Origin of the sequence: Pedobacter sp. BS3, assembly GCF_008274585.1 — a bacterium.
Classification (GTDB): Bacteria; Bacteroidota; Bacteroidia; order Sphingobacteriales; family Sphingobacteriaceae; genus Hufsiella_A.
Genome location: NZ_VTRT01000010.1, coordinates 62,319 through 84,093 on the forward strand (window position 1 = coordinate 62,319; position 21,775 = coordinate 84,093).

The following is a 21,775-nucleotide window of genomic DNA, read 5'->3' on the forward strand; positions in this document are numbered from 1 at the left end:
CAATAGCCGATTTATTTATTGCTTGATGATTTTTTGAACTTTAACGCCCACTGACGTAGTTACCTGCAGGGTGTAAATACCCGAAGCTAATGATGCCAGGTTAAGCTCATGTTTGCTGTTGCTTAATCCGGACTGGCTGATGACAGTGCGTCCGTACAAATCGAGCACTTTAAAGGTTACCTGCTCACTGCCTGGTGTTCCGGCTATTACATTTAATGATGACGGTGTTGGTACAGGGTAAGCGCTCAGTACAATATTGTTGCCGTTAAGGCCGGTTACTGCACGAACTTTATCGGTATAAACGGTGCGTTTACCGTTTATGTCTACCTGAACCAGGCGGTAATAAGCAAGACCGCTAAGCGTTCCGTCAGTATAGGTATAATTACCGGCGCCTTGTGCGGGTACAATACCTATCGTTGTGAAGTTTACGCCATCGCTGCTTTTCTCAATTTCAAAATGCAGGTTGTTGTTTTCGGATGCGGTAACCCAGGTTAACATGGCTCCCTGTGTTTTGGCAACAGCTTCAAAGCTGATGAGGTTAACCGGAAGAACATTGTCGGTTGAACCAAACGTAAACGGACTGAATGAAGATAAAGTTGTGGTAGAAGTTACTTTATAGGGTACTCCATCGACAATTGTGCCGCCATAGTTCTTCCATTCGCCACTTTCGTAGTGGGCAACAGTGTAACCTGTACTACCGGCAATATTACTGGCCGTTTTATCAAAGCTGTACAGTGTAACGGTTACTGCATTTGAAGCGCCGCTATGCGCTAAATTCCAATATTCATGACCACTTACACCGCCAGTTAAGCCGCTTTCTACACTGCTTACATCGCTGTAGGCAGTTTTAAAGTATTCGGCAGTGAAAATATCTGAACTAACTGTACCGCTTACTTCAATAGGAGCAGAGGCGCCATTTTTACCTACAGGGAATATAATGGCATTGGTTCCATCGGCAGTTACCTTCATTGGACCGTCAACATAGCCATTGGCGGTCGGGGTTGTAATCCCGGTTGGAGAGGATACGCTTAAAATATTGGTAGCATCTGTTTTAATTGCACCTGCAGTGGTCGTTAATGCACCAACGGTTACTGGCTTGGCAAGAGTTAATGTTTTACCGGCGGCATTGATAGTAACGCCACTTAAGGATATTGTCGCATTTTCCGCATCTAATGTAATATCCCGGTCTGCCGAAATAGTAGCCGAAGAAAGGTCTGTTCCTGCTTTTACCAAAACAGTATAGTTGGCATCAGGCACAACAGCAAATGCGTTGATGGTTTCCGTAGCGGTGCTTACATAGGCCATTTGCGGTTTGATGGTTACAAAGCCGGTTGTTCCGTTGTCAATGCCGTGGCTGATCTTTGTTTCAAGGGCATATAAATCGGCGTTAGTCATGGCTGAAGAAGATGAACCGCCAAATATATTGCCAGATGCGTCTACATCACCTTTATAGGCTGCGGTTGGTGATGCGGATAAGCTGCTTCCATAGTAAAATGAACTGGCATTAGTTGGGCTTTTAAACTCCGGATTCCAGGGGAAAATTGTTTTTGAATCGGCTACTTCCTGGTTGTCTAAATCGATGTAGGTAGCCAGGCTGGATGCGAATGTATTTTCTTCAGAACCGGTACCGCCTACTTTTATATTGGTAAACGGAATAACAGACGCTGTGCCCTGATGATTGGCAAACCAGATACCTCTTCCGCCAGCACTGCCCGAACCGTTCAGCGTATTTCCCTGTATGGTGATGTTATCGTACGAATCGAAGCTGTTCTCATTGCTGTTAGATGTTTTGGTATTAACAGCTATCGCTGTAAAGTCAGTAACGCCAGAGAGCGGAGTTAATGTGTTATTTTTAATATTTACATTGCTCGAAGCCATGACAAAAATACCAAGATATTTATAGTCCTGAATAGTATTGTCGCTTAAGGTAACATCTCCGGCAGTAGAAGAATTAATTTCAATAAGTGCAGGGAATTGGTCGGCGGCATCTTCATCGTTGCTAGCCCAGGTAGCTTTTAAAGCTGTGCCTCCACTTGAAATGGTGTTATGAGAAATGGTATTGCCCGGAGTTTTGAAAACTGACAGATCTAATTTTCCGGCAATGATATTGTTGTAACTGAAATCAATGGTTTCGTTAGCGTCTCCACCAAAAATACCTCCCTGGAATGAAGCGAAATAAGCTTTTAATGTATTGGCGTTTGCCGATGACCCGCCAATGGTTCCGTTAATGTTCCACGAACGGATAGCACGTCCGAACGCTGACTTAGGATTGTCGGCTGTGATAGTATTACGTATAATAGTTACTTTATCGTAAACCTGGGGAGACGCGTTTAACTGATGTCCCAACTGTACGCCATACGTGCCAAACTGGGTTGTTGTAGAGGAGGTAGCATAGGAGGAACTCATGGCCACAATTTCATTGTCCTGAATAGTCAGGTTGTTGTAAGTGCCTGAAAGGGGAGCCCTTATTCCGTTTTTAGTGCTTCCATTTTGAGCAACTTCTATTCTGAAGTTTGAAATGGTAGTATTGGGTTTGTTTACAATAAATAATGCCTGTTGTGCTGAATTATCATTTCCATTAATTACAGGTTTAGTGCTGGTTGTATTATTGTTGCCCTGAATGGTGAGTTCTTTGTTTATCTGGATACCACTGGTTAAGGTGTAGGTTCCAGCGTCAACGTTGATCACATCACCGTTTTGAGTGGTAGCATCGTCAATAGCATCTTGTATCGAGGCAAACCCATAACCGGAAGTTATATCCTTAACCGGAAAATAGATAAGTACTTCTCCGATATTATTATCTTCATCCTTATCGTGCATAAACGTTTTTAATGTTGTGCGGTCTGATGAATTCATATCGCCGGCTAGTTGGAGACCGGCTCCGATATCATACTTGTTATAAACAGCAGTAATGTCTTTTGTCCAATAGCCAGTTGTTGTGGCTGGAATTCCACCATAATCTGCCGGGTATGTTGATTGGAATGTGCCATCTGTTGTTGAAATACCATTGGAATTATCTATCCAGATGAAGTTTTTAATATTGGTATTAAAGGTATTCTCAGCTCCGGGCTGACCAATAAGGTATGATGAATTGGTTATGTAGTTACTTGTGCCATCTTCATTGTGATTGTAGAACCCTATCGCGGTACCGTTGGTGCTTCCTGCTAACCCGTTGAATGTATTATTCTTCATTAAAAAGCCCATTGGTAAGGTTGTAGGAGGAGAAGTAACCAGAGCTTTGGTATTAATAGTAACCAATCTGAACCCGTCAACCGATGGCGTGAACGTATTGCCGTCTAATGTAATGCTGTTGAAGTTTTCTAAGCTCATTCCCCAGTTTACATTGGTGAACGTGTTGTTCTTTACAATGAATGTTTTTTTATTGGTGTTAAACTGGAAACGGGCTAGTGAAGTGTAAGTATTTGAAGTTGTTCCATCAAAGCTGTTATCCTCAACAGTAACCGTGCCCGATGCGTTGTTTGTAGATGACATTTCGAGTCCGCCACCGTTCAGGGTGTTGTTCTTTACGGTTACATCGCCATCGGTGAAGAAGCGGCAAATAACGTCCTGACTGATGGTCTGAACAGTATTTCCATCAGCGGCAGTATTGCCGCCAATAAGTACATTTCTTGCCCTGTCAACCTGGAAGCCGCCTCTGAACCCTTTAGCCGGTGTGCCCCCGATAAGTCCCTGTACCGTATTTCGCTGGATGGTTACCCCGGTTATTCCTGTATTTACATTACTATAATCAGAATCGTACGGGTCAATGTTAATACCTACCGCATTGCGGAAAGTATATTTTAGTTTTCCACTTACCAATGTACCAGTAGCCGCGGCTACAAAATTATTATCTGTAATGGTTATGCCACTAACATCTCCATACGAATGGATAGCTGAATGTATTTTATCTAAATTAACAATGAAATTAATGTTTTTAATAGTCACATTGGGCGAGGCAACAGTAAAAATGGTAGGTATACCGTTTCCGGTAGTAGTTATAGCAGGGCCTGTGTAAGTAGCCTTTGCCTTGGTGGTATCTAACCCATCAATGGTAATGGCTTTGTCAATAATAACCCGTTCATCAAAGGTATTAGCTGAAAGTTGCAGTGTATTCCCGGCCGAAGCAGCTTCGACACCCAGGCCAATAGTCGCAAAAGCGGTGTTTAGCGTAGTGTTAAACACGTATTGCGTATCGCCAAAATAAGTGTTTGCTGCAAATTGATCACGTGTCTGTACGATATTTCCGGTGCTTAAATCATTGCCTGATAACGTTATTGCGGCAGAAAAAGGCGAGTTACCACGGTCGAAATAGTCATCAACTGCGGCCTGGTCGGCATCGCCCTTATTATTTTTAACGTAACCACTGGCATTGCCCGACTGTCGCTGGATGCCCACATCACAGTTTTTAACAATGTTATCCTTTATAGTTACCAGAACGCCTTCAGCCACAATACCATATCCTTCACCATTGGCATCCGGTTGTTGGAATCCGTCAATGGTATTGCTTTTAATCACTACACCTGCCGGAACATCTAAATAACCTGCGCTGTTATCTTCTAGTACCCCACGACGAAAGACTGCGATTCCTGCCAGGTCACGTTTTTCAGTACCCAAACTTCCTGACCGTGTAATAATATTATTTTTCACGATAATACTGCCATCGGCCACTTCATCATCAGCACCGCTGCCCATCGGGTTTTTTATTTCAATACCGTAGCGCTTAGCAACCGTAATGGTATTGCCTGAAATAATATTAGGGCCAGCACCTGAAGTTAAGCCTGTAACGCCAATACCATTATCACTTGAATTTTCTATCGTGTTGTTTGAAATATTCACACCCGATGCTGTTCCGTCCTGAAGCTCGATAGAACAACAGGCATCCGTGTTTTTTACGGTATTATTAGTTATATTAACATGGGTTTTAAACCCATTCCAAATAACCATTTGCCTAAAGCCTCCAGCCATGCCATTATTTTCAAGATAGTTGTGGTCAAAGACTATATTGTCCAATGGTCCGTTAAAATAAATTCCACCTTGCTCACCAATCCCGCCGGAAGCGTTGTTATTGATGATGTCACAATAAGTTATGCTGGTATTACTGTTGCCTAGCTTTCCAACTATTCCGGCTTTAAATCCGTCAACAATAATCCCTGTAATTTCAGTCCCGGTAATATTATTGTTGATGAAGATTCCTTCGTGGGTAACATCGGCTAATGATACAGCTTTAATAATAGTATTTGTAGCAGGATTATAGGTTAAACTATTTGCATTTCCTGCACCCTGGAGCTTAATATTGGTTTTGTTAATTACAACATTCTCATCGTAAATACCGGCCGCAATGTTGATAGTAACAGCCGAGCCTGTTGCTGTACTTATTGCTTTGTTAATGGTTTTGTACGGCGATCCTGACGAACCGTTTCCGGTAATATCATCGCCTGAAGCAGATACATAAATCTGGCCTGATACGGTAATTACAAAACAAGTGATTAATAAACATATTGCAGTAAAGACTTTGCCGCAATAAGAGATGCGTAAATTTTTTTTCATGGTTGAGCGTATTAAAGGGGTTAAGAGGAGCAAAATTATATAAAAATAGTTGACAATCACAATGTTGTAGCTCATTTTTTGAGTTAAATTTTTTTTAATATCGTTTTTGGTGCGTCTGGTGGCTTTTTTCTGAAAAAAAATTGCCTGCTTATGAAGTATGTTATCTGTGGTTAACCAATAGTTTTGCGAAATCATGTTATTGGAGCTGTATATGAAAATATAAGATATAATAGGGTATTTTAATTCGAATGAGTTAAGGCGGAGTGTTAGCCTGGTTAATATCAAAAAAACTTTAAAAGCGGCTGTTAACCAATAATCAGCAGCGCACCAAGGTGCTGTATCAAATTTTTTTCGTCATCACTGTATGACCGTGTGGGTTGAGGTAATCTCTCAATTGGCGACGAGATTGCTTCGTTTTAAGTTTCTTCCTGTTGCTATTGCATACAGCGATGACGCCGAATTTTCAGTTGCGCCTGTTCTGGCAGCATGCAGTAATAATTTTTGTTTCTAATACATAAATACCTTATCTTCGTATCACATCATGGTCAACAAGGACTATTATGAATAACAAGAAGCATATACATACCACTACAATGAGATGCCATGCATTACAGATGCAGCAGGCGTACCGGTGTTGTTGTATGCTCGGCCGTTCTGCGTCTCCAATCGGGTATTCTTTCCAAACGAGCAGTAAGGACTTTATTCAGTAAGCCCCGGCCTCTGTTTTTCAGGCTTGGGGAGTATCATTCCGCTTTTTCTTCTTTTACTGTTTAAAATTTTATTTCATGAAACCAGTTGGATTTTACCCCTATACACGGGTTGCATTTGTTTTTATTTTTTTACTCAATATAGCAGCTATCCTGGGTGCTTTATTTACTCACGAGCAGTTGCTATTATTTGTCGCCATTACGTTGTCGTTATTACAACTGGCGGCTTACCATTATTTGCAGCGCAGGAAGCTGATCAGCCGGCACTTTGACCGGTTAAGACGGCGCAGTTCGCTCCCGTAATAAGGTCTGTTTGTTATCAATTAATGTTTTTATATAAATCTATAGTAACATGGAAAATGCACGTTTAATTATTTCTCAAAACGATTTTGATCTTTTACAGAGTCATCTGAAATTAAGCAGTAATTTGTCTGAATTTAACAGGAAGAAGCTAAATGAGGAATTGCAGTCGGCCCGGATAATGAGGCTGGAAGATCTGCCTGATGATATTGTTGCAACCAATTCGCAGGTTGAAATTGAGGAAGTTGCAGGAGGGCAGCGTTTTACTTTCCAACTGGTAAGTCCTGATGAAGCTGATATGAAAAAGTACAAATTATCGGTATTGGCGCCAATAGGAGTGGCCCTGTTGGGGTATGGTGTGGGCGCTGAGGTACAATGGGAAATGCCTAATGGCCTGAAAACTTTCAGGATAGTAAACGTTACCCGTGATGTATTGGACGTTGAACCCGCAGTCAAATAATCCATTAAAGAATTATGCTATGGACTGGCAAATGGTAAAAGAGCTTCTGAAAAGACTGACTGCTACCTACACGCAGGATAGTATCCGGGTGATCACCTATAACCGGGAAATTTTTCCACTCATCTTGCGGTTTGAAGATAATGAGCGTTCTGCCGATTTATATCATGCCATTATCCGGCTTTATGAGCAGCTAATGAGCGAACGGGTAGAAATGGGATGGAAGATAAGTAAGAGCGGAAGCTGATAGCAATAAAAAAAGAGTGTCTAAAAAGCCAAAAGACATCGTCATTTCGACGACTTTAGGAGGTGAAGTTCCAAGCATTTCTGACGAAGATATCTCGACTACGCTCGGGATGACGGGAACCTTTTAGACACTCTTTCTGATCCTGGATTTTGAATGCTACTACATGGCAGTGATCACACCGCAGCCAATTCTGCTGCCTGCATTACCTGCCGGTTGTGATTTATAATCGTCTACGCCAGAGTGAACAATGATACCATGGCCCACTACATTGGTTGTTGAATCGCCGCCAATGCTCCAGCGGTTTGTTTTCATGGTTAATTCGCCGTCGCCTTTGTTATCTAATTGTACATTACCAATATCGCCGGAATGATAGGATGCTGATCCCCATTTACCATGCTGCTCATGAGTTGGGTTCCAGTGGCCGTGGGTCATTTTGCCTGAATCGCCGCAATCGCCATGCTCATGAATGTGCACAGCTACACTTTTATTGGCCATTGACGGGAAATGAATTTTTAACTGTAGCTGAACAGTGCCATCGCTTTCTTTGACAAAATCAGCGGTGCCCGTTCCGGCGGTATCGGTTTTGGTTGCGCTAATATCGGCATGCGCCATAGTTGCATTAGCTCCCGAAGCCATTGAATCGGTCATAGAAGTATCAGACATGGCCATGGTGCTGTCTGTCATGTTTTGGTTGCGGTTATTATTACTACAACCTGCGGCTATAATCAGTGCAATAGCCATCATTCCGAAAAGATTTTCTTTTTTCATGGTTTTAATTGTTTTAGATAAACAGCCTGCCAGAAACAGACCGGGTTATTATTGGATTTGTAATATCCTGAAAAGATCAGTTAACGCAAACTTTAACGGTTTAAATGGCTTTTGGTTTGAGAAAATTTAATACAGTGGACAGTGGACAGTGGACAATTGACAGTTGACAGTGGACAATTGACAATGACCAATTAAAAACGAATAAGGCACAACGAACAATTCTGGATGCCTGGGATTTCGGTTTGCTCAACAACGCTCCCTTTCGCCCGACGGGATTTGTAATAAAAAAAGCCAGATGAAATCACATTCCATCTGGCTATACTGTTTCAGCAGGTAAATGTTGCTGAGAACGCTATTATACACTTCTTTATTCCCTGCCTTCCAGCTTTTCTCCTGTAACGGTTTCTTTAATTTTTGCTTCCAATTCATCCATCAGATCAGGGTTATCCAGCAAGAGCTGCTTTACGGCATCGCGTCCCTGGCCTAAGCGGGTATCGCCGTAGCTAAACCAGGAACCTGACTTTTTGATAATATCAAAATCAACGCCCAGGTCAATGATTTCGCCGGCTTTAGAAATTCCTTCGCCAAACATAATATCAAATTCAGCTACCCTGAAGGGTGGGGCAACTTTATTTTTCACAATTTTTACTTTCACGCGGTTACCCGATACCTCATCGGTATCTTTAATTTGCGACATACGGCGTACATCAAGCCTTACCGATGCATAGAATTTGAGGGCATTACCACCGGTAGTGGTTTCTGGATTACCAAACATGACGCCGATCTTATCGCGTAGCTGGTTGATGAAGATACAGCAGCAGCCGGTTTTGCTGATGGTTCCGGTCAGTTTACGCAGTGCCTGAGACATTAAACGGGCTTGTAATCCCATTTTAGAGTCGCCCATTTCGCCTTCGATCTCTCCCTTCGGAACCAATGCGGCTACCGAGTCGATAACGATAACATCAATAGCGCCTGAACGGATCAGGTTATCGGCAATTTCCAGTGCCTGCTCGCCATTATCCGGCTGCGATATCAGCAGGTTCTCAATATCCACACCTAATTTCTTTGCATAGAATTTATCGAAGGCGTGCTCGGCATCAATAAAAGCTGCTATACCGCCTTTTTTCTGTGCTTCGGCTATGGCATGAATAGCCAGGGTGGTTTTACCGGATGATTCCGGCCCGTATATTTCTATAACCCGGCCTTTGGGTAATCCGCCAATACCCAACGCAATATCCAGACCAATAGAGCCGGTTGAAATGGCATCGATAGGTTCTACAGCTGTATCGCCAAGTTTCATTATTGTACCCTTGCCGTATGATTTTTCAAGCTTATCTAAGGTTAATTGCAGGGCTTTTAATTTTTCCGGATTGCTCATTATTTTAGTTTTATAAATGCAAATATAGTATTTGTTTTAATAAATTATGCTAAAAATATTATCATTTTTTAGAGTTGATTAAATTTATATAGAGGTTTTACAGGTTTAATTAATGGACGGTGAGGACACCGTCCATGGCCTCTGCCACTGCTAGTGGAAATACCAGCAGCCCTGTATAACTTACTTTTCATTTTTAACATACTCTTAATTATCCTGACTAACGAATATACTCAATTTTTTATTCGGTTTTATTTAATGCCCGATTTTTGAATTTTGACATATTCAAAGTATTTACAAAACCAGGTTAACGGACATATCTCACATTTCGGTTTCCGGGCTACGCAAATGTAGCGACCATGCAGAATAAGCCAGTGATGTGCTACCGCGATTTTATCTTTCGGCAGGTATTTAACCAGTTGTTTTTCTACCGCAAGCGGAGTACGGGCATTGCTGGTAAGACCAATACGGTTTGCCACCCGGAACACATGCGTATCTACGGCCAGCGCCGGAACATCGTAAATAACAGAGGCAATAACGTTGGCCGTTTTGCGACCTACCCCGGGCAAGGTTTGCAGGGTTTTAACATCAGAAGGCACTACACTATTAAACTCGTGAACCAGCTTTTGAGCCATGCCAACAAGGTGTTTAGCCTTATTGTTCGGATAGCTTACACTGCGAATGTAGGTGAAAACCTCGTCGGAAGATGCGGCAGCCAGGCTCTCCGCATCCGGAAAACGTTCAAATAACCTGGGCGTAACCTGGTTTATGCGCTTATCGGTGCATTGTGCTGATAATATTACGGCAACCAATAATTCGTATGGATTGGAGTAATGCAGCTCGGTTTCGGCATTGGGCTGGTGTTCTGAAAAATAATCGACAAAGGCTTTGTAGCGCTCTTTTTTCTGCATAGAGGCAAATGTAATTATTGTTAATCAAAAGGAAAAAGTTACCCTTCCAACAGCGTTACATTGATTTCTGACAATAGTGAGAAACTTAAGGTTGGAAACAAAACGAGGAATCTGTGTAGCGTATGGTTCATGGTTCACTTCGCTGGTATAAGCTTGAATGGCTGGCTAAGTGAAGGTTAGCAAGGGTTCATTTAATATTAACAGGTATAAAGCCAGAGGCTTAAAAGTAGTCGGGCGAAGCTGGAGCTTCGCCCAATCGAACATAAAAAAACTTGGAAAACATCCGGAGTATTCAAATCTTCGGACGTTTTTTATTTACCTTTGATTGCAATGGCTCGTTTTGTTCATCTCATTCGTAATAAATACCTGATTTCGACTGTGGCCTTTGTCGTGTGGATGCTGTTTTTCGACCGTAACGACCTGATGTCACAGTACGAATACAGAACCCAACTCAATAAGCTCGAAGAAGAAAAGGAATTTTATACCCAGCAGATAGAAAAAGTAAAACAAGACCTCGACGAATTGACCACCAATCGCGATCAACTCGAAAAATTTGCCCGCGAAAAATACCACATGAAAAAAGACAATGAAGATGTTTATATCATTGTTCCGGCAAAGAGTAAGGAGTAATTTGTAACGTCTTTTCGCTGGCGCAAGCTTAACGTGTTTGCCTGAGCGTAAGGTTAGCTTGTGTTGGATAACTTCCACACTTCGCTATTCCCATTTAAACACTTTCACTGCCAGTGCATAAATGGCGACTCCCCACAATAGTAAAATCAGTAGCTGCTGCCTGACATCAAACAGGCTGGCTCCGTCGAACGCTACATTGCGCATCGCCTCGTTAAGATAGGTGAGGGGTAATGCCTTGCTGATGTATTGCAGCCAGGTTGGAAAAACACTGATAGAAAAGAATGTTCCCGACAGGAGAAACTGCGGTAAGGTAATGATGTTGGCTATAGGTGGCACAGAACTCTCGTTGCGGGCAATACCTGATACTGCGAAGCCGAATCCCATAAATACGATCAGTCCGATGGCTGAGAGTATGAGCAGGTTTAATACGGTAACGATGCCATGTATCAGCGTGAAGCCAAATACGTAATGGCCTAAAACAATAATGAATAGTGCGCCGATCAGCGAGAAGCCGATACGGGCAAGCGCCTCGCCAAGCACAATGCTTGAGCGCTTAACGGGTGTAGCAAAAAAACGTTTGATAACCAGGGTTAGCCGCAGGCTCAGAAAAACGAAAGCTGTGCCAAAAACGCCGCTGCTGAGTAATGAAAACCCCAACTGACCGGGTAATATGAAATCAATGCTTTTATACTCACGTCCCTGTATGCTGGCCTCCTCTAATTTGGCAACCGGTTCAGGCGTTTGGAGCGCTTTTGAGTTGAGCTTATATAAAATGTTGTGCAACAGCGAGCTTAGAACCTGCTTTTTATCGGGCGATGCTTTGGTATACTGAACCGCAACAGTATAAGGAGTTCCGGTGGTGTTTTTTTGAATATTAATAATGGCATCGAGGTGGCCTCGCTGGAGGTTTTTTTGCATTTCATCCTCGGTTTGATCTTCAACCAGGTGCAATACCATAGTGTGTTTTAGTATAGAATATACCGGGTTATCCGGGTTGCTGGCTTTATCGACACCCACATCTACTTTTACACCACCGCCTTTAATAAATCCAAATGCAACAATAAACACCAGCGGAAATGCCAGGCTGAATACCACAGCAGACGGGCTGCGCAGGATAGACCTGAAGCTGGCTTTCGCCATAGCCAGGGTTGCTTTTGTATTGCTGTATTGCATTTTATTTAGTTGTTAGTTAGTGTTAAATCGTTACGGGTTGTGAGTTACGGGTTACGGGTTACGAGTCCCACAACACATAACTCACAACACATAACTTATGCTTTCAGCTTAATTTTCTTGCTTCTATGCTCTTGTTTCTATTTCTTCATCCTTCCCGCCATGCTTTTCCCGTAAGGTGTATAAATACGTCTTCCAGATTAGCTTTTTTCACTTCTTTGGTGCGTTCAAATCCCGAGGCTACCAGTTCATCAATAAAATGGTCGGGGGTGTTAATGCCGATAATATTACCGCTGTCAATAAAGGCAACGCGGTCGCACAGCACTTCGGCCTCGTCCATATAATGTGTAGTGATCACCACTGTAGTTCCGGATTGGCGTATATCGAGGATCAGATCCCATAAATTACGCCGGGCCTGCGGGTCTAAACCGGTGGTAGGCTCATCCAGGAAAATGATTTTGGGCTGATTGATCAGCGTAGTAGCTATAGAAAAGCGCTGTTTTTGTCCGCCGGATAAAGCCTTGTAGCGTGCCTTGGCCTTGTCGGTAAGCGCTACTTTCTCAAGCAATTGCATGGGATTGGCCGGTACGCCATACAGGCCCGAAAACAGCTCGATCAGCTCGGTAAGGTTTAAATTGGGATAATACCCGGCTGCCTGTAGCTGCACGCCAATAATGCGCTTAATGGCCGCAGGCGATTGATCAAGGTCGAAGCCATTGATGATTACCTTGCCGGAAGTTTTATCCCGTAAGGTTTCCATGATCTCCAGCGTGGTGGTTTTACCGGCTCCGTTTGGGCCTAATAACCCGAAAATTTCGCCTTCCTGTACGCTGAAGCTGATATGGTTTACCGCGGTAAAATCATCGTATTTTTTTACCAGGTTACTTACCGTGATAATAGCCGGTTTTTCTTCCATTTCCCGATAATTATTTACCGCAGGGTGGAGAACATTAGTTTTGCAGGGATGTTACAAACTGGTCGAACAGGTAGCGGGAATCGTGCGGGCCGGGAGATGACTCCGGGTGATATTGCACCGAAAAAGCCTTTTTGCCTTTAACCCGTATTCCCTCAATCGACTGATCGTTCAGGTTAACATGAGTGATCTCAACCTTGTCAGATTTTTCAATGTCTTCGGCCACTACGCCAAAACCGTGGTTTTGCGAGGTAACTTCACAACGGTCAAGAATAATGTTTTTTACCGGGTGATTGATGCCCCGGTGCCCGTTAAACATTTTCCGGGTGCGTATGCCGTTGGCCAGTGCCAGTAGCTGGTGCCCTAAGCAGATACCGAACATCGGTTTATCGGCCTGCAATATTTCGGTAACCGTATCTATGGCATAAGGCATAGCCGCCGGGTCGCCGGGGCCATTAGAGATGAAATAGCCGTGTGGTTGCCAGGCTTCCATTTCCTTGAAGCTGGTTTTGGCCGGGAAAACCTTGGCATAAACATCGCGATTATCAAAGTTGCGAAGAATGTTTTTCTTAACACCCAGGTCAAGTACAGCTACGCGATATGTGCTGTTTGAGTCGCCGTAGAAATAAGGTTCCCGGGTAGAAACCTTTGATGAAAGCTCTAACCCGTCCATTGATGGAACTTCGGCCAGCTTCTGTTTCAGCACTTCAACATCCAGTATCTCTGATGAAATAATGGCGTTCATGGCACCTTTATCACGAATATGACGCACCAGCGAGCGGGTGTCTACATCCGAAATACCTACAATGTTTTCTTCCTGGAAATAATCCTGGATAGATTCTGAGGATAGCTTGCGGCTGTAAGCAATATTAAAGTTTTTGCACACCAGCCCGGAAATTTTAATGTTGCCCGATTCAGTTTCATCGTCATGGATACCATAATTGCCAATGTGCGCATTGGTGGTAACCATGATCTGTCCGAAATACGAAGGGTCAGTAAAAATCTCCTGATATCCCGTCATTCCGGTATTAAAACAAATCTCGCCGGTGGTAGTACCTATTTTACCGGCGGCCTTGCCATGGTAGACCGTTCCATCCTCCAGGAGTAAAATTGCGGGCAGTTTGGTGTAATTCGTTGTCATTTATCTGTTAAAATATATTGCTGTAATTGTATGTTGCAGGTTTCGCCCTTACGGGAACTTAATAAAAAAGAAGGTAGTTTACGGAGAAAATCCGCGTTAAAAGTACTTGGCGTGATGAAGCAGGTGACTTCTGTTTGCACGAGGGACAAAGGTAAGAATTATTCGCCAATCTGTAAACAGCAAGGTGGAGTTTTTTGGTTAAGCTCACCCCGACCTTCCCAACCGCGTGCTGCCTTAGCTTTAGCGGTGGCGCAAGGGAGGAGTAGGTTCTGCTTCTTGTTTTGTCTCTTCTGTTATAGCTTTTGGCTTTTAGCCTTTTGCTTTTGTCTCTCTTTCAACTCATGAATCATACAGATATTGTCCATTGTCAACTGCCCATTGTCAACTCTCCATTGTCAACTCTCCATTGTCCACTGTCCACTGTCCATTGTCCCTTGTCCCTTGTCCACTGCCCACTGTCCATTAGCTTGAACCACCAGCCACATAAAACTTAAACCTTCTGCCCTCTACCTCTTTTCCTGCACAAACGTAAACGTTTCGCCATCAAATAAGCCTTTATCACTTAATTTAAGTCGGGGAATAACCAGTAAGGCCATAAAAGAGAGTGTCATGAACGGGGCTGAAAGTATGGAGCCGAGCTTTTTTGCCTTATTGCTGATGCTGGTATAAGCGGCGGCTACGTCATAACCATTGTCTGTGCTCATTAATCCGGCAACGGGCAAAGCTAAAATCTGGCTTTCAGTGCTGCTTACGCAGCTGATTCCGCCTTGTTGCTCAATAACCAGGTTTACGGCTTGTGCTATGCTTTTATCATCAACGCCTACGACCACAATATTATGGCTGTCGTGAGCTACGGAAGAGGCAATAGCTCCCTCTTTTAACCCGAAATTCTTAATAAATGCGATGGCAACCGGAGCATCCCGGTAACGGTTTACTACGGCAATTTTTAAAATATCGGCAGCGGTATCGGTAATTAAAAAACCGTTACTCGCTTTAAGCGGATATTTTTTCCAGCCGGTTATCAGCTGACCATCGTAGGCTTCTATCACATCGACTTCGGATATACCGGTTTGTGCCGGGTATTGAAAATCTTCCGCTTTTTTAGGCGAACAGCTGAAATTATTAATGGCTGTTACCGTTTTTCCCAGGATAAGGCTTTTGCCATTTTCAGCTACTAATTGTCCGTTTATCCAGGTTTGCAATACGTTGAAGTTTTCCAGGCTTTCTACCGCGATAAAATCGGCAGCATCGCCCTTACGCAATAAACCAACCGGTAGTTTGTAATGCAACACCGGATTAACACAGGCTGCTTTCAGGATGTTGAAAAGGTTAATTCCCTTTTGTAAAGCCCGTTGGCATAGCTTGTTAATATGCCCTTCAACCAGGCTGTCGGGATGTTTATCATCGCTGCAGAACATCATGGCATCCGGGTGGTCGTGCAATAAGTCAATCAGCTCTTCGAAATTTTTAGCGGCACTGCCCTCCCGAACGATGATTTTCATACCGGCATTCAGTTTATCCAAAGCCTCGTCGCGGGTAAAACATTCGTGGTCTGTACTGATACCCGCCGAAATGTATTTACGGGCCTGTTCGCCCCGCAATCCCGGAGCATGGCCATCTACCGGTTTGCCTGTATGTTTGGCTGCCGCAATTTTCTTTAATACCTCTTCGTCTCCATATAATACACCGGGAAAATTCATCATCTCAGATAAATAGAAAATATCATCACGTTCAAGCAATTGAGCTACCTGGCCGGAGTTTATAGTTGCGCCTGCTGTTTCAAAAACGGTTGCCGGAACGCAGCTTGGAGCGCCAAAGTGAAATTTAAACGGGACGCTTTTGCCATTCTCAATCATAAACTCAACGCCTTCCATACCACACACGTTGGCAATTTCGTGTGGGTCGCTTACAGTAGCTACAGTGCCATGTACTACGGCCAGCCGGGCAAATTCAGAGGGCACGAGCATGGAGCTTTCAATGTGTACATGAGCATCTATAAATCCCGGCAGGATAAACGGTAAACCGTCTTTCGGTGATGAACTAAACTGCTCTATGTTCTGAATAAGGCCGTTTTCTGTACGAACAGAGCCGTAATAGATGGACCGATTAAAAATATCGACGATGTTTCCTGTGATGGTCATGAGATGATAAGTTAAGTATGGCCTAAATTTAGGTTTTTTTCAGCTTATAGCTTATGGTTCATAGCTGATAGAGAGGCAAGAAACACGACTAGGGAGCATAGACTAGCTCCCTCCCTTTGGGAGGGTTGGGGTGGGCTTCATGATACTCCAACAAAACTATTACCTTTGCCACAGTAATGGTAAAATTTGATCGGTTTACGTTAGATAACGGACTACGGGTGTTGGTCCACGAGGATAAAACTACGCCCATGGCGGTAGTTAATATTTTATACGATGTAGGTGCACGTGATGAAAATCCTAACCAGACGGGATTTGCGCATTTGTTTGAGCATCTCATGTTCGGTGGTTCGGTAAATATTCCCAGCTACGACGAGCCTTTACAGCGGGTTGGCGGCGAAAATAATGCCTTTACCAGCAACGATATCACCAATTATTATATCACATTGCCCGCCGAGAACCTGGAAACGGCTTTCTGGCTGGAGAGCGACCGCATGTTAAGTCTGGCGTTCAGCGAAAAAAGCCTGGATGTGCAGCGAAATGTAGTTATTGAAGAGTTTAAACAGCGTTACCTGAATCAGCCCTACGGCGATGTATGGCTAAAGCTCAGACCGCTGTCGTATAAAGTTCATCCGTACCGCTGGCCAACCATAGGGCAGGAGATTGCCCACATTGCCGATGCCAGGATTGAGGATGTAAAGGCCTTTTTTAAGAAGCACTATAACCCGCAAAATGCCATTCTTGTGGTTGGGGGGCATGTAACTACCAATGAAGTTAAAGCTCTTGCCGAAAAGTGGTTCGGGCCTATCCCGGCAGGCGAAAAATACAACCGGAACCTGCCGCAGGAACCTGTTCAGACCGAGGCCCGAGCAGAAACCGTTACCAGCAGCCACGTGCCATTAAACGCCTTGTATATTACCTTTCACATGCCTGCCCGCAAAACAGCCGGTTATTATGAATGTGATTTAATTTCGGATATTCTTTCACGCGGAAACTCATCACGGTTGTGCTTAAACCTGGTTAAGGGTAAAAAGCTTTTCAGCGATTTGCACGCTTATCATACGGGAAGCATTGATGCCGGCTTGTTTGTGATTGATGGTAAATTGCTTCCCGGCATTGATATTCACCAGGCGGAACAGGCAGTTTGGGAAGAGCTGGAACAGCTTAAAAAGACTCTTGTAGCCGATATGGAGCTTGATAAAGTAAAAAATAAGCAGGAATCAACGTTCGTGTTCAGCGAAATGAACCTGCTGGATAAAGCCATGAACCTGGCTTATTTTGAATTGCTGGGCGATGCCGACGGGTTTAATCACGAGATTGATAAATACCTGGCGGTGAGTACTGCCGATATACAGCAGCGTGCAGCAAAACTATTCACCAAAGAAAATTCATCTACATTATATTATTTAGCCGGCGCATGATAGACAGAACCATAGCTCCAGCCTTCAGGCAGATTGAAAAAGTAGACCTTATTCAGGCAGTTCCTTTAAAATTAGATAACGGTATCCCGGTGTATTCCATTTATTCCGGAGAGCAGGACTTAATACGCCTGGAATTTATTTTCGATAATGTCAACTGGGATGCATCGCGGCCTTTACAGGCTTCTGTGGCTAACGGAATGCTTAACGAGGGTACAGCGACTTTAAACGCGGCACAAATCGCTGAAAAGATCGATTATTACGGAGCCTTTCTGCAAACTGAATATACGTATGACCATTCATCGTTGGTTTTATATACGCTGAATAAGTACCTGGATAACGTTTTGCCCGTTGTACACGATGTATTGACCCATTCGGTATTCCCCGTAGATGAATTGGAGGTTTACCGGCTTAATCACCAGCAGCAGATCAAGGTACAGCTGGAAAAGAATGATTTTGTTGCCCGGCAGACTCTTGGCCATGCGTTGTTTGGAAGCAGCATTTATGGGCATCCGGTAACCGTTACCGATTACCAGGAGCTGCAACGTGAAGATGTTTGTTCGTACTTTTCAACGGCTTATCAGCCGCAGAACTGCATAATCGTAGCATCAGGAAAGGTTAATGACCATGTTATTGCCCAATTGAACAGTTATTTCGGCGAATGGAAATCGCAGGCTTCGTATCATAAAAATACATTCGGATTTACGGCAGGGCAGGGACAGGAACATTACATTGAAAAGCCGGAAGCGTTGCAGTCTGCCATACGCATGGGTATACTGGCCATTAACCGGTCGCACCCGGATTTTGCCGGGCTACAGGTGCTTAATACCGTTTTAGGCGGTTACTTTGGCTCCCGTTTAATGGCTAATATTCGCGAAGATAAGGGATATACGTATGGTATCGGCTCGGCGCTGGTGTCTTTACAGCATGCGGGTTATTTGTTCATTGCTTCTGAAGTTGGGGCGGAAGTGTGCGGCGCTGCCATGGAAGAAATCAGAAAGGAAGTCCGGTTATTACGTGATGAACTCATACTGCCGGATGAGCTTGCGTTAGTACGTAATTATATGCTTGGCTCTTTTTTAGGAAGCCTTGAAAACGCGTTCTCTCACGCTGATAAGTTTAAGAATATTTATTTTTCCGGCTTAGGTTACGATTATTTTGAGCACTACGTGAATACCGTTAAAACCATCACACCACAACGGCTACAGGAGCTCGCTAACCAGTACCTTGATTTTGACAGGTTTGAAAAGGTGATTGTGGGTAGGAGGTAGTTGGTAGTTGGTTGTTAGTTAGTCTTATCTCTGCTTCTTTGTTTGTGTTTGGCCTCATCTCTAACTCCGCCAACTGGAGGAAGAAGGGAACATGGCAGTGCTACGTAAAACTTATAAGGTACAACCTTATGCCTTCCACCCTCTACCTTTCTTGGGTCTATGCTTTTGCTTGGCCTCACCCCCAGCTCCGCAGTTGGCGGAAGAGGGGAGCTGAACCATACAGATATTGTCCATTGTCCATTGTCCACTGTCCACTGTCCACTATCCACTATCCATATACTCTAATAAAATGCAAGCTATCAGGCCACTTTTTTTTCGGAGCGGTTTGCATTTATTACTCTGGGGTCTATACCTACGTAGTCAGCAGAGAATACTTTTTTGTTCTTTACCACACTGTAGATTGTTCTCTCCAGAAATAGCCGACAATCCGTTTTTCACGGTTTTGTTCTTTTCTTCTCCTGTTGAATCAAGGAAGCTTACATCGAACTTCTCCTTTGACAAATCAATTCCATATACTTGCATAACATTTTGTTTTATGCTCCCCATTTGAGTAGCTAAAATCGTGATAATGGGTTCTGCCCTAAATACTCTCTGCTTTGACTCAATAAATCTGCTGTCCTTAATATGGATATTAGGTTCAGCCTTACGTCAACTTAAAGTTAGGGCAGCAGATGGAGCTTATTTATACTAAGATAGTATTTCACGATTTAATCTTTTTCCTTGTCTTTTCTTGCTGAGTATAAACTAACGATTGTCAACTGTGTCAACTGTCCATTAGCTTGAACCATCAGCTACGTAAAACTTAGAACCTAAAACCCTTCACCCTTCCCACCTTTTTTAATACTTTTGGCAATTAAACTTGTCTGGCATGTCTGTAAACAAAGAAATACGCCGCGTAACCACCAATACGTTCCAGGAAATGAAAGAGCGTGGCGAAAAAATCGCGATGCTAACCTCGTACGATTTTTCTACCGCGACCATTGTTGATGATGGCGGTATAGACGCTATCCTGGTGGGTGATTCGGCTTCGAACGTTATGGCCGGACACGAAACTACGCTGCCCATCACTTTAGACCAGATGATTTATCACGCTTCGTCCGTGGTGCGGGCGGCAAAACGGGCGTTGGTAGTTGTCGATTTGCCGTTTGGCTCGTACCAGGGCAACTCCAAGGAAGCGCTCAGCTCGGCTATCCGTATTATGAAAGAATCCGGAGCGCATGCCGTAAAGCTGGAAGGCGGCGCCGAAATCCGCGAGTCGGTAGAGCGTATCATTACGGCTGGAATCCCGGTAATGGGACATTTGGGCCTAACGCCGCAGTCCATTTATAAATTTGGCACCTACACCGTGCGGGCAAAAGAAGAAGCCGAAGCCGAAAAGCTACGCAACGATGTACAGGTGCTGCAGCAGGCCGGATGCTTCTCCATTGTGCTTGAAAAAATACCCGCTATGCTGGCAAGAGAAGTTACGGCAAGCCTCAAAATCCCGACCATTGGCATTGGTGCCGGTGCCGATTGCGATGGCCAGGTGTTGGTTGTTAACGATATGTTTGGCCTTACTAAGGGCTTTAAGCCCCGGTTTTTGCGCCAGTACCTCAACCTGTACGAAGAAATGAAAAACGCCGTTGGTCGTTACGTGCAGGATGTAAAAGATAAGGATTTCCCTAACGAAAAAGAGCAATATTGATAAGTCAGGAAAAGCAAATGCAGTGATCTATCGCTTACCATAGTCCCGTTTTACGCTCATACGCCTTCAGCCCGCCCCGAAACCTCGCGGGGCATTAGCCACAAGGCCGGTATCCGCTGCAACCGGGTTTATTAAACAAAATACAGTGCAGGTAACAGAAAAAGATATTTTATACGAAGATAATCATCTCATTGCCGTTAATAAACGGGCCGGCGATATTGTGCAGGTAGACAATACCGGCGATGAATCGCTCGACGAAAAGGTCAAGAAGTTTATCGCCCAAAAGTATAATAAGCCCAATGGCGCATTCCTGGGCGTAGTGCACCGTTTAGACCGTCCCGTAAGCGGCGTCATCCTGTTTGCTAAAACCAGCAAAGCTTTAGACCGCGTAAACAAGCTGTTCAAAAACCGCCAGATGCATAAAACCTACTGGGCCGTGGTTCGTAACAAACCATCGCAGCCCGAAGGTAACCTGGTGCACTGGCTGGTAAAAAATCCGCAAAAAAATGTAACGAAGGCATACGACCATGAAGTGGCCGGAAGCCTGCGTGCCGAACTGAACTACCGGCTTATCGGCGAGCTGAATGGTTATTATCTTATCGAGGTAAACCCAATTACCGGCAGGCCGCACCAGATACGGGTGCAGTTATCCACGTTAGGTTGCCCCATTGTTGGCGACAATAAATACGGTTACCCTCGTGGCAGTCTTAAAAAAAGTATCTGCTTACATGCCCGGCAATTGCAATTCATTCATCCGGTAAAGCATGAGCCGGTAGCTGTTTTTGCTCCGCTCCCGCACGATGGTTTCTGGGAAAAGTTTGAGGTGTTTGAGAAATCGTAGCGGGTATTGAGCGGTGGGTATTGAGACAGGAGATTGCAAGACGAAGAACGTCTATAATACTCAAATTTGTGCGTTTCTCCGGCCTGCCAGTGGGGATTGGCCACGGCAAAGCGTTGGCTAAGATGCAAAGTGTTTTTGCAAGTATGTGACTACGGTATAATTGGAAGGAAACGTACCTACGGCACGCTTGCTACACACTTGTGTTGTTACAAAGCGGTTGTCCCGCTGGGCAATGTCATTAAGTTAAGGATTAGTAT

The 21,775-nt window shown here is 44.0% G+C and carries 16 protein-coding genes; 8 read left to right on the forward strand and 8 right to left on the reverse strand.

The features are described from left to right. Positions 1-15 precede the first annotated feature (15 nt). Positions 16-5,547 carry a beta strand repeat-containing protein gene (locus FW774_RS19295; RefSeq protein ID WP_187774966.1) on the reverse strand — a complete coding sequence of 1,844 codons (5,532 nt, stop codon included), beginning with the start codon at positions 5,545-5,547 and terminating at the stop codon, positions 16-18. Positions 5,548-6,332: 785 nt separating this feature from the next. On the opposite strand from FW774_RS19295, the gene FW774_RS19300 reads away from it, so the two are divergent. The 3 genes from FW774_RS19300 to FW774_RS19310 are packed head-to-tail and all read left to right on the forward strand — an operon-like array spanning position 6,333 to position 7,258. Then, a complete protein-coding gene (locus tag FW774_RS19300) occupies positions 6,333-6,557 on the forward strand; it encodes a hypothetical protein (RefSeq protein ID WP_149350008.1) in 225 nt (74 codons plus the stop codon). 49 nt (positions 6,558-6,606) lie between these two features. Next, positions 6,607-7,014, forward strand: a complete 408-nt coding sequence (locus tag FW774_RS19305) for a GreA/GreB family elongation factor (protein ID WP_149350010.1) — start codon at positions 6,607-6,609, stop codon at positions 7,012-7,014. A 19-nt stretch (positions 7,015-7,033) separates the two neighbouring features. Further along, positions 7,034-7,258, forward strand: coding sequence for a hypothetical protein (locus FW774_RS19310; protein WP_149350012.1), 225 nt, complete (start codon positions 7,034-7,036; stop codon positions 7,256-7,258). 159 nt (positions 7,259-7,417) lie between these two features. Here FW774_RS19310 and FW774_RS19315 read toward each other — a convergent pair whose 3' ends face one another. From FW774_RS19315 to nth, 3 genes are all read right to left on the reverse strand, one after another. Further along, a complete protein-coding gene (locus FW774_RS19315) occupies positions 7,418-8,026 on the reverse strand; it encodes a superoxide dismutase family protein (RefSeq protein WP_242457887.1) in 609 nt (202 codons plus the stop codon). Between the two features lie 367 nt (positions 8,027-8,393). Next, positions 8,394-9,404, reverse strand: a complete 1,011-nt coding sequence (gene recA, locus FW774_RS19320; protein ID WP_149350014.1) for a recombinase RecA — start codon at positions 9,402-9,404, stop codon at positions 8,394-8,396. Positions 9,405-9,652: 248 nt separating this feature from the next. Then, positions 9,653-10,312 carry an endonuclease III gene (nth, locus tag FW774_RS19325; RefSeq protein WP_149350016.1) on the reverse strand — a complete coding sequence of 220 codons (660 nt, stop codon included), beginning with the start codon at positions 10,310-10,312 and terminating at the stop codon, positions 9,653-9,655. A gap of 330 nt (positions 10,313-10,642) precedes the next feature. Here nth and FW774_RS19330 point away from each other — a divergent pair, with 330 nt between their 5' ends. Further along, on the forward strand, positions 10,643-10,942 hold the full coding sequence (locus FW774_RS19330; protein WP_149350018.1) for an FtsB family cell division protein: 300 nt from the start codon (positions 10,643-10,645) through the stop codon (positions 10,940-10,942). Between the two features lie 84 nt (positions 10,943-11,026). On the opposite strand, the gene FW774_RS19335 is transcribed toward FW774_RS19330, so the two are convergent. From FW774_RS19335 to ade, 4 genes are all read right to left on the reverse strand, one after another. Next, positions 11,027-12,115, reverse strand: a complete 1,089-nt coding sequence (locus FW774_RS19335) for an ABC transporter permease (RefSeq protein ID WP_149350019.1) — start codon at positions 12,113-12,115, stop codon at positions 11,027-11,029. A 145-nt stretch (positions 12,116-12,260) separates the two neighbouring features. Then, positions 12,261-13,028: an ABC transporter ATP-binding protein gene (locus tag FW774_RS19340; RefSeq protein WP_149350021.1), complete on the reverse strand. Its 768-nt coding sequence runs from the start codon at positions 13,026-13,028 to the stop codon at positions 12,261-12,263. A gap of 34 nt (positions 13,029-13,062) precedes the next feature. Beyond that, on the reverse strand, positions 13,063-14,166 hold the full coding sequence (gene carA / locus FW774_RS19345; protein ID WP_149350023.1) for a glutamine-hydrolyzing carbamoyl-phosphate synthase small subunit: 1,104 nt from the start codon (positions 14,164-14,166) through the stop codon (positions 13,063-13,065). A 506-nt stretch (positions 14,167-14,672) separates the two neighbouring features. Beyond that, positions 14,673-16,307 carry an adenine deaminase gene (gene ade / locus FW774_RS19350; RefSeq protein WP_149350025.1) on the reverse strand — a complete coding sequence of 545 codons (1,635 nt, stop codon included), beginning with the start codon at positions 16,305-16,307 and terminating at the stop codon, positions 14,673-14,675. A 176-nt stretch (positions 16,308-16,483) separates the two neighbouring features. Here ade and FW774_RS19355 point away from each other — a divergent pair, with 176 nt between their 5' ends. The 4 genes from FW774_RS19355 to FW774_RS19370 all read left to right on the forward strand — a co-directional run bounded on the left by FW774_RS19355 (position 16,484) and on the right by FW774_RS19370 (position 21,518). Further along, positions 16,484-17,725 carry a M16 family metallopeptidase gene (locus FW774_RS19355; RefSeq protein ID WP_149350027.1) on the forward strand — a complete coding sequence of 414 codons (1,242 nt, stop codon included), beginning with the start codon at positions 16,484-16,486 and terminating at the stop codon, positions 17,723-17,725. Then, positions 17,722-18,993, forward strand: coding sequence for a M16 family metallopeptidase (locus FW774_RS19360; protein ID WP_149350029.1), 1,272 nt, complete (start codon positions 17,722-17,724; stop codon positions 18,991-18,993). The genes FW774_RS19355 and FW774_RS19360 overlap by 4 nt, the downstream gene beginning before the upstream one ends. An 868-nt stretch (positions 18,994-19,861) precedes the next feature. Then, the gene (panB, locus tag FW774_RS19365; RefSeq protein ID WP_149350031.1) at positions 19,862-20,677 is read left to right on the forward strand and encodes a 3-methyl-2-oxobutanoate hydroxymethyltransferase; all 816 of its coding nucleotides are present in this window, start codon (positions 19,862-19,864) and stop codon (positions 20,675-20,677) included. Between the two features lie 145 nt (positions 20,678-20,822). Then, positions 20,823-21,518 (forward strand): RluA family pseudouridine synthase, encoded by a 696-nt coding sequence (locus FW774_RS19370; RefSeq protein ID WP_149350033.1) that lies wholly within the window; start codon positions 20,823-20,825, stop codon positions 21,516-21,518. Positions 21,519-21,775: the final 257 nt, after the last annotated feature.

Bases quoted from the DNA above. Each gene is read 5' to 3' on its own strand.
- panB (WP_149350031.1), top strand. From the start codon at position 19,862: ATGTCTGTAAACAAAGAAATACGCCGCGTAACCACCAATACGTTCCAG.
- FW774_RS19295 (WP_187774966.1), bottom strand. From the start codon at position 5,547: ATGAAAAAAAATTTACGCATCTCTTATTGCGGCAAAGTCTTTACTGCA.
- FW774_RS19330 (WP_149350018.1), top strand. From the start codon at position 10,643: ATGGCTCGTTTTGTTCATCTCATTCGTAATAAATACCTGATTTCGACT.
- FW774_RS19355 (WP_149350027.1), top strand. From the start codon at position 16,484: ATGGTAAAATTTGATCGGTTTACGTTAGATAACGGACTACGGGTGTTG.
- FW774_RS19315 (WP_242457887.1), bottom strand. From the start codon at position 8,026: ATGAAAAAAGAAAATCTTTTCGGAATGATGGCTATTGCACTGATTATA.
- ade (WP_149350025.1), bottom strand. From the start codon at position 16,307: ATGACCATCACAGGAAACATCGTCGATATTTTTAATCGGTCCATCTAT.
- recA (WP_149350014.1), bottom strand. From the start codon at position 9,404: ATGAGCAATCCGGAAAAATTAAAAGCCCTGCAATTAACCTTAGATAAG.
- nth (WP_149350016.1), bottom strand. From the start codon at position 10,312: ATGCAGAAAAAAGAGCGCTACAAAGCCTTTGTCGATTATTTTTCAGAA.
- FW774_RS19310 (WP_149350012.1), top strand. From the start codon at position 7,034: ATGGACTGGCAAATGGTAAAAGAGCTTCTGAAAAGACTGACTGCTACC.
- FW774_RS19335 (WP_149350019.1), bottom strand. From the start codon at position 12,115: ATGCAATACAGCAATACAAAAGCAACCCTGGCTATGGCGAAAGCCAGC.
- FW774_RS19300 (WP_149350008.1), top strand. From the start codon at position 6,333: ATGAAACCAGTTGGATTTTACCCCTATACACGGGTTGCATTTGTTTTT.
- FW774_RS19340 (WP_149350021.1), bottom strand. From the start codon at position 13,028: ATGGAAGAAAAACCGGCTATTATCACGGTAAGTAACCTGGTAAAAAAA.
- carA (WP_149350023.1), bottom strand. From the start codon at position 14,166: ATGACAACGAATTACACCAAACTGCCCGCAATTTTACTCCTGGAGGAT.
- FW774_RS19360 (WP_149350029.1), top strand. From the start codon at position 17,722: ATGATAGACAGAACCATAGCTCCAGCCTTCAGGCAGATTGAAAAAGTA.
- FW774_RS19305 (WP_149350010.1), top strand. From the start codon at position 6,607: ATGGAAAATGCACGTTTAATTATTTCTCAAAACGATTTTGATCTTTTA.